Genomic DNA, 14,694 nt, shown 5'->3' with positions numbered 1-14,694 from the left:
CACTGATCCGATACTGACGATCGACACCGATCACTCCGCCAGGGAGTCGAAGGTCTTCTCTGCCCACCGGATCGCGTAATCGGGTCCGTGATCCCGGTAGGCCTCGGTGTCGAGCGCAGCGAACGGGGCCGGTAACTCGATCGCGTGCTTGATCGCCGCACAGGCGAGTTCGGTCGCGTCGGCGAACTCGGTGTCGCCGCGAGCAACCGCCCGCGGGAGGTCGGCGACGCGATCCTCGAGCCGGGTTCCCGCGTCCTGCCACGCGGCGGCGAGTTCCGGGTGGTCGCCGTGCCAGTCGGCGAAGACGTCGCGGCTCTGGAGGCCAACCCAGCCGTCGAACAGCGCCGCGGCGACCTGGTAGGTGCCGCCGGGATCGAGTTCGACCGCTCGGGCGAGGGCGTGATTGTCGTCCTCGAAGAACCCGAGGAAGTGTTCGGGTACCCCGAGGGCCAGTTCGACGATCGCTTCCGCGATCAGGAACTCGACGAACAATTCGGGCGATCCCTCGACCCGCGGTTTGACGATGATCGTCGGGGGTTCGGTCTGGCGCGTCCAGACGACGCTCCCGTCGCCCGGCATCCCGATCGTGAAATCCGAACTCGCATAGCGGGACAGGAGCGTGGGCGCGTCGTCCGGAAGCCACTCGGCGGGATAGCTCGCGGGATCGAGCGCGTCCGCGAGCAACCCGAGGTCCTCTGCCTGCGCTGGCGGGAGGGTCTCGAAGTCTCTCGAACAGTCGACGACCTGCACATCGGGTGCGTGCTCCGCGCGGACCGCTTCGAGCCGATTCGAAAGCGGCCGGGTTTCGAACATCAGACGAAGACGGTCTGGAAGATGATCAGGACCGATAGCAGTGCCGATGCAGCCACCGTACCGAGGACGACCTTGGTTGCAGTGCTCATACTCGGTGGCTGTCGGCCACGTCGCTTAAATCCACCTGTCTCGGTCGAAATCGCCCCCTGCCCGGGAGACGACCGTGCCGTCCGATCGGCACTGGTCGGTAAGGGACCTGACTCCGTCGTTGCAGTAATCGGTCCGGCCGAGAGATGGGGCGGGCCGATCGAGGTGGATCAGGACCGGTCGACGTAAATTAGGGCCGCGCGCGAAGTGAGTTGTTCGGTCCAGTCGAGTCGATCGTTCGCGTCCGGTCGAGTCGATCGTTCGCGTCCGGTCGAGTCGATCGTTCGCGTCCGGTCGAGTCGATCGTTCGCGTCCGGTCGAGCCGAGACCAGTTGGGTCGAGTCACACGACGGCGTCAGGGACCGGACGTGGTCCGTCCCGCGACGGAACGTGATCCGATCCGCGGCGGAACGCGATCCACCGTTTCACCTGGAAGTGATATTCTACTGTAGTCGTTCGATTCTCCATAGGTAACGGTTGCTCCAGTCGAAACTGTGCGGTCGGAAAATTGCTGTGGCGGCGGTATCGGGCTGTGGCGGCGGCATCGGCTCCGCGGTGGGGCGTTCACTCGGAGTCGCCACCGCGCCACGAGTCCGGGACGTCGATGACGTATCGGCCGTCCTCCTGCAGCGAAATAATGTACTCCTCGCGGTTGTACAGTTCCATGAGATTGAGTTCGTACTGGCCGGGATTGAGGATCTTGATGCTCTCGAACTGTTCATTGAGTTCCTCGCGTAGGTCTTCGATCGACGGGCGATCGGCCGACGGTTCGCTGACGACGCGGCCGTGATCCGGCGGCGCGTCCTCGTCGTCCGCCGACCGGGATGGGCGGTCCGACTCGCCTCCTGACGTCCCGTTGCCCGAGTGGACCGAGTCCGACGGGAGGTCGTCCCGGCTGACGACTTCGCTTCGGGCGTCCGCCTGTGCCGTGTCTTCGTCGTCCGCAAACGAAGTCGACTCGGCGGACAGCGACGGATCCGCGGACGCTGAGCGATCGGCGGGCGCCGAGGGATCCGTGACCGACGAATCCGACGTTTCGGTACGGGACGATCGGTCTTCGGGCCGACGTGCCGTGTCCGGCCACTCCGAGAACTCTTCCGCGCCGGACGAATTGGTGTTCGGGTCGGTGTCACCGGCGACCGACGACCCGGTGTCCGTGGTGGGCCACGACCCGCTGGCGTCGGTGGGACCGTCCGTACGCTCCGTCCCCGATCGGGCGGCGTCCGACGAGTCGGAGGATACCAGATCACGAACTGTCTCCGCCGCCCGAGTCGCGACGCCGTCCGCGTCTTCGGAACCGGCGTCAGGTCCGGCCCGTTCGGTCGACCGGGGCCGATCGGTCGTACCGGCGTTTCCGGCCCGTTCGGACGATCCCCGTGCGGCCGTCGCGTTCGGTGCGAACTGGAACTTGTTCCCCCCGCAGTCGGGACAGCCGGAGAGCATCTCTTTCGAACCGTCGGGAAACATGTGGCCGCAGTTCGTGCATTCGTGTGGCATTAGTTTCGGGACACGAGCGCGCTGATGAGCGTTTCGTCCTTGTGTAGCGTTTTGATCTGGTTTGCCGGACCGATCACCGTCAGTTTCGCCGTCGATCCCCCCGAGCCAATGAGCCGCCCGAGCAGCGACGAGTCGCGGGTCTCCGATTTGGGGTACGTTTCGATTTCGATCCCGTTGAACTCGTCGGGGCTAATTTCGGACATCGTCACTTCGATGAGTCTGCTCTCCTCGTCGGGGGTCAACCCCTCCTCGAGGATGACGATGTTACCCTCGTGGACCCCGTCTAGGATCATTCGGATCTTCTCCATGGTCGCCATCCCGTCCATGCGCTCACTGCTGATGAGATCGATCTGGACGCCGTCGGGACCGTCCAGATCGTCCGTATTGGTTGCTTTTGGCATGCCTGCTCACCCGAAGTACTCCGCGATGCTGTCGTACACTTCGTCCATGTTGTCGCCCTCCTTCGCGGAGAGCGGGACGGTCGTGTGCTGCGGGAACGCGTCCTCGATCCGCTTGACGCTCGACTCGTCGAGGTCGATCTTGTTCGCGAAGATGAGGACCGGCAGATCGCGGGATTCGATGATCCCGATGAGCATCGTGTTGACCTGGGTGATCGGATCCACCGCGCTATCCAGGACGTAGATGACGCCATCGACGTCCTCGCGCAGCCAGTGCATCGCCTCGGCGACACCCTCGGTGGCCTCGCGCGATCGGCGGATGGCGTCGTCCTCCTCCATGTCGTCCATGAACTCCTCGTAGTCGACTTTCGTCGTCACACCCGGCGTGTCGACGATGTCGATCGTCACCGTCTTGCCGTCCCGTTCGATCTCGATGCCCTCCTTCCGACGTGCGCGCCGGGTTTCGTGTGGCACGCGACTTTCCGTCCCGATCGCGTCGCCTGTCCAGTCGCGTGCGATGCGGTTCGCGAGCGTCGTTTTGCCGGCATTTGGCGGTCCATAGATGCCGATTCGTTTCGGTTCCTGTTCGGAGAACAGGCGCTCCGTCACCCGAGAGATACTATCTTTGAGTTCTGTGAACAATCCCATCCTTGGGGACCTCCAGCACCGCGGGGTGCATCTGCGCGTACTACTGACTGAATTCACTTAAGCCTACGTCAGACATGTGTACTGTCTTACAGCAGTGAATGCGATTTAATAGAGAATTACAGGGTGAATGTAAGGTCTCGCAACGATCGGATCGTTAGCTTTCAGATCCCGCAACGATTGGATCGTCGGATTCCAGGCCACGCGCACTGAACCTCGGCTATCGCGACAGAACGAACCGATCGCTGGACGCGAGGAATGCGGTCGTCGGGGTGAGCACGGATCGTGAGTCACCGGGAGACTCGAGAACGGTGACCTTCGAGGGGTTCCAGAAACGCTTTCGGCGGGGAATCGATCCGAGAACGCACGTTGCAGGAGCCACGCGATCCCGGCGATCAGACTCTCTTGTAATTGCCCGAGTGGATGATTCGCTGTACCGAGTACGGTGCCGTGGTGAACGATCCCCATGATGAATGATACAGGGGTCGATCGATCCGGGTCGACCACTGCGGATCAGAACACCCCCACCCCTTCGTTTCAACTGGAGAGAGTCGAGTGGACCCCTCCCGACGAGCGGTTCTGCGTGGCCGGGACGAGTAGGACACCCTTCGTTTCGGCTCGAGTCCGTTCGCCAGACCCGCTACGGGGAGAATCGCGGTGAAGAGCAGGATCTAGTAACAGAAGCGGCTGGAAGACAGTAGATCTAGTAGAATCTAGCAATAAACCACCACTCTCCTAGTAAATATTTGTTTTTGCTAGGATTGCGGATGCTGTTTCTGGTCTACCATCATAAAGCTTCCCGTTCTAGATCCCCTCCCCCCACCACCCCTCCTTCGGAGCGTTCCACCTGAAACGAAGGGGTGGGGGGCTAGGTGACACGTTGTATTAGGATACTAGAATGAACAACACTAGCATTGCCGTGGCTTATCAGTGCGTCTTTTTCGTCGTACGTCTTCTTCGTCACTTCTTTCCCTCCGACCGGCCTCCCTTCTCCACTCGATCGGTTCCTCCTCACCATCCGATCGGTCGTCTCGCCGTGAGACAGGTCGAGAACTCTTTTCCCACAGGTCTCCCGAACGATACACCACTTCTGTATCGCGGTGGCCCCAGTCGTCGGCAGTCGTGAAATTCTCGTCGGCTCGATCGACGCCCCAGCTCGATCGATGCCCAGACTGAGATGGACTCCTGTGGCTCCACGTCGGTTACACAGTCTCCGATCGAGCATCCAGTCTGTTCAACTCCGTATCTGTTTCGTTCACATTCCCCTATCGCTGAACGAATTCGTCACGATGATCAGGGCACGACCGTCGCGATGTTGGAACACGAGTATCGATGTCAGACTGATATTCGAAGGCGGGAGTAACGAAACGGCGGACGGAATCGTCGACCCGAAACGGACCTCCGTGCGATCCCCTGCCGAGGTCGGTGAGTTCCTCGTCGGTCCCGTGGTCGTCATCGTCGTCGAACTGGGGCCCGGTACGGATCGATCACGACTGACGATGACGTCGACACGTTGAACTGAATGGAAGAATTTAATACTACGGTCTTCCACTGTTTCGTTTGCATCAACTGGACTCGGGCCGGGGACGCGGAATAGTAGATATGCCTCAAGTGGCCATCTACGTCCCGATATTCCTGTATCCGGGGTCCGCATTCCACTCGAAACAAGGGGGTACGTGTACGACGGATGTCAGACGATACTGAAACCACGAGGAACGACGTAGACGTTGACGACGTAACCGTCGAGGGCGAGCGGACGGCCGGGTTCTCGACGGACTTCGGGAGTTCCGACATTACCGAGGACGAGTCGAACCAGGGGCTGTTCGACGACCTTCTCAGCGGGGAACCGATCTTCGAGAACAAGGAAGTTCTCCGTCCGTCATATACGCCACACGAACTCCCTCACCGGAGCGATCAGATCAACAAGATGGCGACGATCCTCGTCGCCGCGCTCCGGGGCGAGACGCCGTCGAACATCCTCATCTACGGGAAAACCGGAACCGGAAAGACCGCGAGTGCAAAGTTCGTCAGCAAAGAACTCGAGAGCACCTCCAAGAAGTACAGCGTCCCGTGTGACGTCGAGTACATCAACTGCGAGGTGACCGATACCCAGTATCGGGTCCTCGCACAGCTGGCCAACAAGTTCATCGAAAAAAACGAAGCGCGCATCGACGAGCGGATCGAGACGCTCGAATCGGTGCGTGCTGACCTCGACGAGTACGAGGACGCGTCTCCTGTGCGATCGGCAGACGATCAGTCCGATCTCTTCGCGGACGTCGCGTCGGAGGAACCGGTCGAATCGGATACGAACGACCCCAGCGATCTGGTTTCAACTGGAACCGATACCGACGCCGTGTCTGGCGACTCTCCAGTCGAAACAGGGGGGTCGTCGATCGTCGACGCCGAAGCCAGCGATGGCGAATTCCCACCGGACCACCCGCTCGCCTCGACGCCGTTTACTTCGCGTGCGGAACTCGAGGGGCGGATCGACGAACTCGAAGCCGATCGGGACTCGTTCGAGGAGGTCCCGATGACCGGCTGGCCGACCGATCGGGTCTACAGCGTCTTCTTCGACGCCGTCGATTACGACGAGCGAGTAGTCGTGATCATGCTCGACGAGATCGACAAACTCGTCGAGAAGAGCGGCGACGATACGCTCTATAACCTCTCGCGGATGAACTCCGAACTCGAGAACTCCCGGGTTTCGATCATCGGGATCAGCAACGACCTGAAGTTCACGGATTTCCTCGACCCCCGCGTCAAATCCTCGCTCGGCGAGGAGGAGATCGTCTTCCCGCCGTACGACGCGAACCAGCTCCGGGACATTCTCCAGCACCGATCGGACGTCGCGTTCAAGCAGGGCGCACTCTCGGACGACGTGATTCCACTGTGTGCTGCCTTCGCTGCGCAGGAACACGGGGACGCTCGCCGCGCCCTCGATCTGCTCCGGACCGCGGGCGAACTCGCCGAGCGTGCACAGACGGAGACTATCGTCGAAGAACACGTCCGTCAGGCGCAGGACAAGATCGAACTCGATCGTGTCGTCGAGGTCGTCCGCACGCTCCCGACACAGAGCAAACTCGTCCTCTTCGCGATCATCCTCCTCGAGAAGAACGGCGTCCACAGCATCAACACGGGCGAGGTGTTCAACATCTACAAGCGCCTGTGCGAGGAGATCGACGCCGACGTACTGACCCAGCGGCGGGTGACGGACCTCATCAGCGAACTCGACATGCTGGGGATCGTGAACGCGGTCGTCGTCTCGAAGGGCCGGTACGGTCGAACCAAGGAGATCAGTCTCTCGGTTCCACTCGACGAGACGGAGGCCGTCCTGCTGTCCGACTCCCGGCTGAGCGACATCGACGACGTCCAGCCGTTCGTCCAGGCCCGGTTCGAGAACTGATCGAGATCGGTTCCCTACCGCGTTTCGGTTCGCCACCCAGGTTTCGGCTCGCTACCCGCGTTTCGGCTCGCTACTCGAATGTCGTGTTTCCGCCAGAAACGGCTTTGCTACCCGGATGTCGATCAGTCACCAGAAACGGGTGTGTTCGGTATCGTCGAGGATCGCCGTCAGAACCGTCGTCGGGTGACGGCGACGGCAGCGGTAACACCGGCTGCTGCGACGCCCGCCGTTCCGACGGCGTGTGCACCTATCGCGGCGGATCCCTGTCCGTCCGGACTGGCGCCGACGACCGTCGGTGACGTGGTGGCAGTCCCGCCGAAAATCGTGTCGAAGGTCAGTCGAACGTGGCCGAGCCACGGGATCCGGACCATCGCCTTCCCGGAGACCCAGTCGGGCCTGACGATGTTGGATTTCGGATTCATCCCGATCTGGTCGTAGTTGTAGTTCGCGTCGCCTTTCGTGACGAATCCGTCGTGCGGGGCCGGGCAGGTACTGATGTCGTCGCAGTCGTTCCCGTTGAGGTACGCTGGGTCGGCCTGGGTCGCGACCCAGTTCTCTCCGTCTTCGACCCAGAAATGAGCGCGGTGGATAATCGGCGTCCGGCGATCGCTCCCGTCGGGCTTGAAGACGATGACGTCGCCGGGGTTGCCGAACTTCTCGTGGTTACTCTCCTGTCCGTTCTCGAGCGTGACGACGCCGGTTCCGTCGGCGGGATCGTCGCCGACGAACCGATCGTCGTCGACGACGAAGATGAGGTCGCCGCGTTCCATGTTCGGTTCCATGCTCCCGCTCTCGACGGCGACGAGTGGTGGCCAGATCCCGCTGAGACCGAACAGCAGGAGGCCGACGATCGCGACGATCGCGACGCTGCTCGCCACGTCGCGGGCGAAGACGACGGTTCCGTCGTCGGTTTTCAGAAACCAGCGGATCACGCCGTCGTCCTCGATGGAGACCGCGTTCTCGTCGGACGACTCGCCGGTGCTTGTCGCGTCCGCGTTGGCGTCTCGATCGTCGTCACCGTGGCCGTCGTCGGCGGAGTCTCCGAAATCGGGACCGCTCATCGTTCCCCGTTTTGCAGGGGCCAGCAATCAACTTTCTGTTCGGCCGGGTCGTCGGTCGTCGGCCGTCGCTGTGGATCGATCGCGACCGTGCGCGCGATGTTCGGGGTCTCGAAGCGTCTCGACCGATCGTCGGATTCCGGCGTCTCGACCGATCGTCGGATTCCGGATTCACGCTCGAATTGGAATTCGGATCCCTCCTCGAAGGATAATCGCTACTCCACTCGATCGGGGATTCGCTACGTTTTTCCCCGCGGTCACGAATGCGAGGGGTGTGCCACTCGAGGGCCCTGCCCGGATCGTCAGCGAACTCACCAGTCACGGATACAACGCCGAACGCGAGGCGGTGACGCGGATCGCGTCCGCGGACGATTCGCAGGCCGTCCTCGAGCGCGTCATCGAGTCGCTTTCCGAGGAGGCCCTCGTCGTCACGACCGACCACGTCGAATCGGCCCTCGAAGCAGAGGTGCCATCCGAGTCCTCCTCCGATCGATCCGTCGAGGCGTCCGACACCGCGGGCCGATCCGTCGCGAGTGACCCGCCGGACGACCCCTCCGTTTCAACTGGAGATCCCTCGCCACATTCGAAGCACGGGGGCCGGTCGGCTCCAGTTGAAACAGGGGGGTCTCCCCCGACGGCCGACCGATCGGTCGATCCCGACCTCCGATCGCTCGAGATCAGCAACGACATGACCGGGGGGAGTACCGGGACCGGCGAGTACAGCGACTTCGTCTCGGTCTTCCGGGATCGTCTCGATCGACTCGGCTCGAAACTGCGGAGTCGGGTCAATCACCGCCCGGCGACGGCTATCGAGTCGATGCCGGGCGGCGAAGAGGTCGCGATGGTCGGACTGGTAAACGACATCCGATCGACGGCCAGCGGCCACTGGCTGATCGAACTCGAGGACGCGACGGGGTCGTTCCCGTGGCTCGTAATGAAAGACCGGGAGTACGTCGACCTCGTGGACGAACTGCTCTGTGACGAGGTGCTCGCGATGGAGGGGACGCTGGCGGACGATTCCGGCATTGCCTTCGTCGATTCGATGCAGTTCCCGGACATCCCTCGGACCCACGAACCCTCGACGGCCGATCGCCACGTACAGGCGGCGCTCATCAGCGACGTCCACGTCGGCAGTCAGGAGTTCATGGCGGGCGCGTGGAACCGCTTCGCCGACTGGCTCCACACCGAGGCGGGAGAACGCGTGGAGTACCTGTTGCTCGCGGGTGACATGGTCGAAGGCGTCGGGGTCTACCCCGACCAGGACGAGGAACTCGACATCGTCGACATCTACGAGCAGTACGAGACGTTCAACGAGCGGCTGAAACAGGTACCCGGTGACATCGAGATCGTTATGATTCCCGGCAACCACGACGCGGTGCGACTCGCCGAACCTCAGCCCGGATTCGACGAGGAACTCCGGGAGATCATGTCGGCCCACGATCCGCGCATCGTGAGCAACCCGTCGACGGTGACGATCGAGGGCGTCTCCGTGCTCATGTACCACGGCGTCAGCCTCGACGAGGTCATCGCGGAACTCCCCGAGGAGAAGGCGAGCTACGACGAGCCCCACAGGGCGATGTACCAGCTCCTGAAGAAACGCCACGTCGCACCGCAATTTGGCGGACACACCCGTCTCGCACCCGAAGAACGGGACTACCTCGTCATCGACGAGGTGCCCGACATCTTCCACACGGGCCACGTCCACAAACTCGGGTTCGGAAAGTACCACAACGTCCTCGCGATCAACTCCGGCTGCTGGCAGGCACAGACCGACTTCCAGAAGAGCGTCAACATCGACCCCGACGCCGGCTTCGCCCCGATCGTCGACCTCGATACGCTCGACGTGACGGTTCAGAAGTTCAGCTAGCGGGTCGCTGGTACGTCGATCGGTCCGCTGCCGGCGGTCGGACCGCTGCCAGCAGTATATCTGGTCGCTGCCAGCAGTATATCTGGTCGCTGCTAGCAGTACAGCTAATGCCCGCGACCTCGTTAGCAACTCCCGTCCGATCGATATGTCTCCCCCAGACCAACGAGACCCCTCCGAAGCACGCGAGACGTCTTTTCGTCCCGCGATCGACTCCCACACCCACCTGTTCCCCGGACGGCTCGCCGATGCGATCCAGCGCTCGCTCCGCGCCGAGGCCGGCTGGGAGTTCTCGACGCCGACCGGTCGGACCGGGATCGAAGCGGTCCTTCGTTCGGCGGGTGTCGCCGCCTACGTCGCCCTTCCGTACGCACACGAGGCCGGAATCGCGAGCGACCTGAACGAGTGGCTCGTAGAACAGGCCGACGCGTCGTCCTCTCTGGTCCCGTTCGCGACGGTCCATCCTGACGACGAGGACGTCGCGGGCGTCGTCCGCGAGGCGTTCGAGGAGGGCGCGAGAGGCCTGAAGTTCCACTGTCCGGTCCAGGAGTGCCGGCCCGCGGATTCGCGACTCGCCCCGGCGCTCGACGTCGCGGCGGCGTACGATCGCCCGATCACCTATCACGGCGGCACCGCGCCGATGTTCGAGGACAGTCCGTACGTCGGCGCGGACGTGTTCGCGGAACTGGTCGGTTCCTACCCGGAGCTTCGGATCTGCTGTGCGCACATGGGCACCTACGAGGTCGAGGCGTTCCTCGACCTCGCGCGGGACAACGAGCACGTCTACCTCGACACGACGGTCGCGATGTCGGCGTCGGCCGAGGAGACGGTGGGATTCGACCCGTCGACGATCGCCGACGAGACCCTCGTCGAACTCTCCGAGTCGATCATGTACGGGTCCGACTTTCCGAACATCCCGTACCCGTACCGCGAGGAGCGGGCCGGACTGCTGGCTCGCGACCTGCCCCGGAAGACGGCGCGGGACGTCTTCTACCGGACCGCGATCGATTACCTGGGACTCGAGGAGGGGCCTGCGCTCGAAACCGAGAGCGAGTAGTACACGCGTGAACGGACGAGAAGTGTCGTCCCGCTCCGTTCTCGCGGTTGTACCGGAAGCACGGACCGATCGGCTCGCGGAGAGAGGTCAGGCGGTTTCGCTCTCTTCTTCCGCCTCGTCCTGGAGCTCCGTTCGGCGGATCTTCCCCGTGACCGTCTTCGGGAGTTCGTCGCGGAACTCGATCTCGCGGGGGTACTCGTGGGCCGAGAGTTCGTCCCGGACGTGATTCCTGATCTCCTCTTTCAGATCTTCGGACGTCGTCGCCCCTTCGCTGGGAACGATGTAGGCTTTCACGATGTTGCCCCGTTCCCGGTGGGGTTTCGGAACGACGGCGGCCTCGGCGACGGCCTCGTGTTCGCCCAGCGAACTCTCGACCTCGAACGGGCCGATCCGGTACCCAGAGGAGAGGATGACGTCGTCGGCGCGACCCTCGAACCAGAAGTAGCCGTCTTCGTCCGTGTGGGCGAGGTCACCCGAGAGGTACCACTCGTCGCCAGACGCCGCGTCTGGCGTGGATCCCACCGCATCGCTCTGCTCACCCCCGTCCGGACCGTCGACGAAACACGACGCGGTCTTCTCGGGTTTCTCCCAGTACTCCGCGAAGAAGCAGGGGTAGTCCCCGCGCTGGGCGATCTCGCCCGTCTCGCCGGGTTCCAGAACTTCGCCGGTCTCCGGATCGACGACGGCGGCCTCGATCCCGGGCAGCGGCTTCCCCATCGACCCCGGCCGGACCTCCATCGTCGGGTAGTTGTTGATGATCATGTTCCCCGTCTCGGTCTGGCCGTAAGTGTCGTGGATCGTGACGCCGAGCGTCTCCTCGCCCCACTCGACGACGCCCGCCGAGAGCGGTTCGCCGATCGACAGCGCGTGCCGTAGATCGAGCGATACTCCCTCGAGGACGTCCTCGTGCTCGCGGAGCATGCGGTAGGCCGTCGGAACGGAGAACAGCACGGTGATCGGGAACCGATCGAGGAGGTCGGCCCACTCCTCGGGGTCGAACTCGCTCTCGTAGGTGAACAGCGCGGTTCCCCAGAACCAGGCGCCGAGCGTGTTGATCGGTCCGGTCAGCCAGCCGAGGTCGCCCGTCGACCAGTAGCAATCGCCCTCCTGCAGGTCGACGGCGTACTTCTGGGTCGTGGCGACGCCGGTGACCCACCGGTGCTCGTGGAGGACGCCTTTCGCCAGCCCGGTCGTCCCGCTGGTGTAGTACAGCAGTGCATCGTCCTCGCCGCCGGTGTCGGCCGGTTCGTACTCGCGGCTCGCGGTCTCCATCTCGCTGTGGTAGCTGACGTCCCCGCGCCGGATACCCGTCCCGTCGTCGCTGACGACGATGACGTGTTCGACGGCGGGCGCGTCCTCGAGCGCGTCGGCGACGGTGTCGCGGTTCTCGGCGGTGGTGACGATCGCCTTCGCGTCGCAGTCGTCCAGGCGGTAGGAGATCCCGTCGGGACCGAACCGCTCGTTGATCCCGCCGAAGACGGCACCGCGCTTGAGCGTCCCCACCAGCGCGACGTAGTGCTCCGGGATTCGCGGCATGTACGAGAACACCCGATCGCCCCGCTCGATCCCCAGCGATTCGAGCACGTTCGCGAACCGGCTGGTTCGTTCGGCCAGTTCCCAGAACGTCAGCGTCGTCAACTCGCCCTCCTCGCCCACCTGGTAGAGCGCGACCTTCTCCTTGTTCTCTGCGTGACGATCACAGACCTCGTGCGCGATGTTGATCCGGTCCGGTGCGTCCCAGTCCGCCGCCCCGTAGATGTCCTCCCACGAGAACCCCTCGCGAACCTGCTCGTAGTCGGGCATGTTGTGGTTCGATGCCATACACGGCGGGAGGCACCGTTGTCAGCAATAATTGCTTCGGATGATTTCGAGTCCGATTCGGATACAAAATATCTGCCGTCGATCCGCGACGGATCGACGGTCGTCCAGGGCGACCGAGGCCCCTCTACGGTTCGAGGCGGAACCGGACCGTCTGCGACCCGTTGAATCGGGGACCGGTCCCGTGATTCTCGAACCCGAGTTCCTCGGCCGCCGTTTCGATCTGTTCGGACCCGGGTGTGACCAGCACCTCGACGGACATCGACTCCTGCTCGGCGAACCGGACCGGTTCGGCCAGCAGCCGCTTGCAGGCGTCGGTCGTGCCGTCTAGCTGGGTGACGTGGACGGTATCCTCCCGCGCGTCGAAACTGATGAACCCGAGGAGATCTTCCGGATCCGAACCGTCGTACTGAGAGTCGCCGACGTCGGCGTTCGGGTCGCGCGGGCCGTCCTCGGCGACGCGTACCGTCCGATCGTGAACCAGGTTCCGCATGACGTCCGTGGGGGAGTCCGCGATCGACGCCAGCGCGTCGGCATCGGCCTCGAGTGCGTCCCGTACGTTCATTTGTGTGTGGTAATGATACCCACAAACATAAATCCCGCCCGCAGTTCACGATCGCCGAACAGTCACGACGGCTGATGGATCGCCGCTCAGTAGGGCGGTTCGCAGATCGGTTCGTGTTGGACGCCCGGTAAAAATACGGGCGATGGGACACAGTTATCTGCTCGCTCTGGTTACGCATTGTCACATGAGCCACGCCACCGGTACGCGACCGAATCGAACCTGCGAGGTGTCAGTATGCGCGTCGTAGCCAAATTCGGGGGGACGAGTCTCGGGAGCGGCGATCGAATCAACCGTGCGGCGGATTCGATCGCGGCGGCCGTCGAGGACGGCCACGAGATCGCCGTCGTCGCGAGCGCGATGGGATCGACCACGGACGAGTTGCTCGACGAGATTACCTTCGAAACCGACGAGGCCGATCGGGCCCAGATCGTCAGCATGGGCGAACGGACCTCCGTCCGGATGCTCAAGGCGGCGCTGTCGGCCCGGGACATCGACGCGACGTTCCTGGAACCCGGCAGCGACGACTGGCCGGTCGTCACCGACGAGTACGGCGAGGTAAACGTCGAGGAGACCCAGCAGCGCGCCCAGGAGGTGGCCGCGGAGCTCGACGGGACGGTTCCGGTCATCACCGGCTTCCTCGCGGAAGGCCCGGACGGCTCGATCACGACGCTCGGCCGCGGTGGCAGCGACACGACCGCGGTCATGATGGGGAAATACATGGACGCCGACGAGGTCGTCATCGTCACCGACGTCGAGGGCGTCATGACCGGCGACCCGAACGTCGTCGAGGGTGCCCGCAACGTCGGCGAGATTTCGGTCGACGAACTCCGGAACCTCTCGTTCCGCGGCGCCGAGGTCGTCGCCCCGTCCGCCCTGTCGTACAAGGACGGCAACCTCGACGTCCGCGTCGTCCACTACCAGCACGGCGATCTGCTGTCGGGCGGGACCAGCATCGAGGGCGAGTTCCAGAACCTCGTCGACCTGCGCGAGCGCCCGCTGGCCTGTCTCACCGTCGCCGGCCGGGCGATCCGCAACCAGCCCGGCGTCTTCCATCACCTCTCGGAGGCGTTGAGCGAGAGCGACGTCAACATCGACGCCGTCGCGAGCGGCCTCGACACCGTCACGTTCTACATCGACGAGGAGGAGGCCGAACGCGCCGAGAACATCCTCCACCGCGAGGTCATCGCACGCGACGAACTCTCGAGCGTCACCGTCGACGAACCGATGGCCGTCGTTCGCGTGACGGGCGGTGAACTCCCCAACCAGCCCGGCGTCATCAGCGACATCGTCAACCCGCTGTCGGACGCGCGAATCAACGTCCAGGACATCATCACCAGCGCGACCAGCGTCGCCATCTTCGTCGACTGGGACGATCGCGAAGAGACGCTCGAGTTGACCCAAGACCTGTTCTAGACCCTCCTTTTACCGTACGGCGCGTTCGATCGGCGCCGAGATATCAATACGCCAAATTTTTCACCCGTTGCGGGAT

The 14,694-nt window shown here is 63.4% G+C and carries 12 protein-coding genes; 4 read left to right on the top strand and 8 right to left on the bottom strand.

Annotation, left to right across the window (positions count from 1 at the left end; all coding sequences use genetic code 11):
* Window positions 1-30: 30 nt before the first annotated feature.
* The 5 genes from MUG98_RS21345 to MUG98_RS21330 all read right to left on the bottom strand — a co-directional run bounded on the left by MUG98_RS21345 (window position 31) and on the right by MUG98_RS21330 (window position 3,443).
* Entirely contained in the window at window positions 31-813 is a 783-nt protein-coding gene (locus tag MUG98_RS21345; protein WP_265109437.1) for a DUF7089 family protein, read from the bottom strand.
* The gene (locus tag MUG98_RS25605; protein WP_425601064.1) at window positions 813-902 is read right to left on the bottom strand and encodes a hypothetical protein; all 90 of its coding nucleotides are present in this window, start codon (window positions 900-902) and stop codon (window positions 813-815) included. Before MUG98_RS25605 ends, MUG98_RS21345 begins: the two co-directional genes overlap by 1 nt.
* A 562-nt stretch (window positions 903-1,464) precedes the next feature.
* Window positions 1,465-2,397: an OapC/ArvC family zinc-ribbon domain-containing protein gene (locus MUG98_RS21340; protein ID WP_265109436.1), complete on the bottom strand. Its 933-nt coding sequence runs from the start codon at window positions 2,395-2,397 to the stop codon at window positions 1,465-1,467.
* On the bottom strand, window positions 2,397-2,798 hold the full coding sequence (locus MUG98_RS21335) for a DUF2073 domain-containing protein (RefSeq protein ID WP_265109435.1): 402 nt from the start codon (window positions 2,796-2,798) through the stop codon (window positions 2,397-2,399). Before MUG98_RS21335 ends, MUG98_RS21340 begins: the two co-directional genes overlap by 1 nt.
* Window positions 2,799-2,804: 6 nt before the next feature.
* A complete protein-coding gene (locus tag MUG98_RS21330; protein ID WP_265109434.1) occupies window positions 2,805-3,443 on the bottom strand; it encodes an Era-like GTP-binding protein in 639 nt (212 codons plus the stop codon).
* A 1,684-nt stretch (window positions 3,444-5,127) separates the two neighbouring features.
* Between MUG98_RS21330 and MUG98_RS21325 the strand changes: the two genes are divergently transcribed.
* Window positions 5,128-6,843, top strand: a complete 1,716-nt coding sequence (locus tag MUG98_RS21325) for a Cdc6/Cdc18 family protein (protein ID WP_265109433.1) — start codon at window positions 5,128-5,130, stop codon at window positions 6,841-6,843.
* Between the two features lie 167 nt (window positions 6,844-7,010).
* Here the strand turns inward: MUG98_RS21325 and MUG98_RS21320 are convergent, their stop codons facing one another.
* The gene (locus MUG98_RS21320) at window positions 7,011-7,904 is read right to left on the bottom strand and encodes a S26 family signal peptidase (protein WP_265109432.1); all 894 of its coding nucleotides are present in this window, start codon (window positions 7,902-7,904) and stop codon (window positions 7,011-7,013) included.
* Window positions 7,905-8,175: 271 nt separating this feature from the next.
* Here MUG98_RS21320 and MUG98_RS21315 point away from each other — a divergent pair, with 271 nt between their 5' ends.
* Together MUG98_RS21315 and MUG98_RS21310 are read left to right on the top strand one after the other, a co-directional pair.
* Window positions 8,176-9,768, top strand: a complete 1,593-nt coding sequence (locus tag MUG98_RS21315; RefSeq protein ID WP_265109431.1) for a DNA-directed DNA polymerase II small subunit — start codon at window positions 8,176-8,178, stop codon at window positions 9,766-9,768.
* 145 nt (window positions 9,769-9,913) lie between these two features.
* Window positions 9,914-10,822, top strand: a complete 909-nt coding sequence (locus MUG98_RS21310) for an amidohydrolase family protein (RefSeq protein ID WP_265109430.1) — start codon at window positions 9,914-9,916, stop codon at window positions 10,820-10,822.
* An 87-nt stretch (window positions 10,823-10,909) separates the two neighbouring features.
* Here the strand turns inward: MUG98_RS21310 and MUG98_RS21305 are convergent, their stop codons facing one another.
* On the bottom strand, window positions 10,910-12,643 hold the full coding sequence (locus MUG98_RS21305; protein ID WP_265109429.1) for an acetate--CoA ligase: 1,734 nt from the start codon (window positions 12,641-12,643) through the stop codon (window positions 10,910-10,912).
* A gap of 124 nt (window positions 12,644-12,767) precedes the next feature.
* Window positions 12,768-13,205 carry a hypothetical protein gene (locus tag MUG98_RS21300; protein ID WP_265109428.1) on the bottom strand — a complete coding sequence of 146 codons (438 nt, stop codon included), beginning with the start codon at window positions 13,203-13,205 and terminating at the stop codon, window positions 12,768-12,770.
* 234 nt (window positions 13,206-13,439) lie between these two features.
* On the opposite strand from MUG98_RS21300, the gene MUG98_RS21295 reads away from it, so the two are divergent.
* Window positions 13,440-14,618 (top strand): aspartate kinase, encoded by a 1,179-nt coding sequence (locus tag MUG98_RS21295; RefSeq protein ID WP_265109427.1) that lies wholly within the window; start codon window positions 13,440-13,442, stop codon window positions 14,616-14,618.
* Window positions 14,619-14,694 lie beyond the last annotated feature (76 nt).

This window comes from Halosolutus halophilus (assembly GCF_022869805.1).
GTDB lineage: Archaea > Halobacteriota > Halobacteria > Halobacteriales > Natrialbaceae > Halosolutus > Halosolutus halophilus.
Note: the sequence above shows the minus strand (reverse complement) of the source record. Positions and strands in the feature narration are given on the sequence as shown.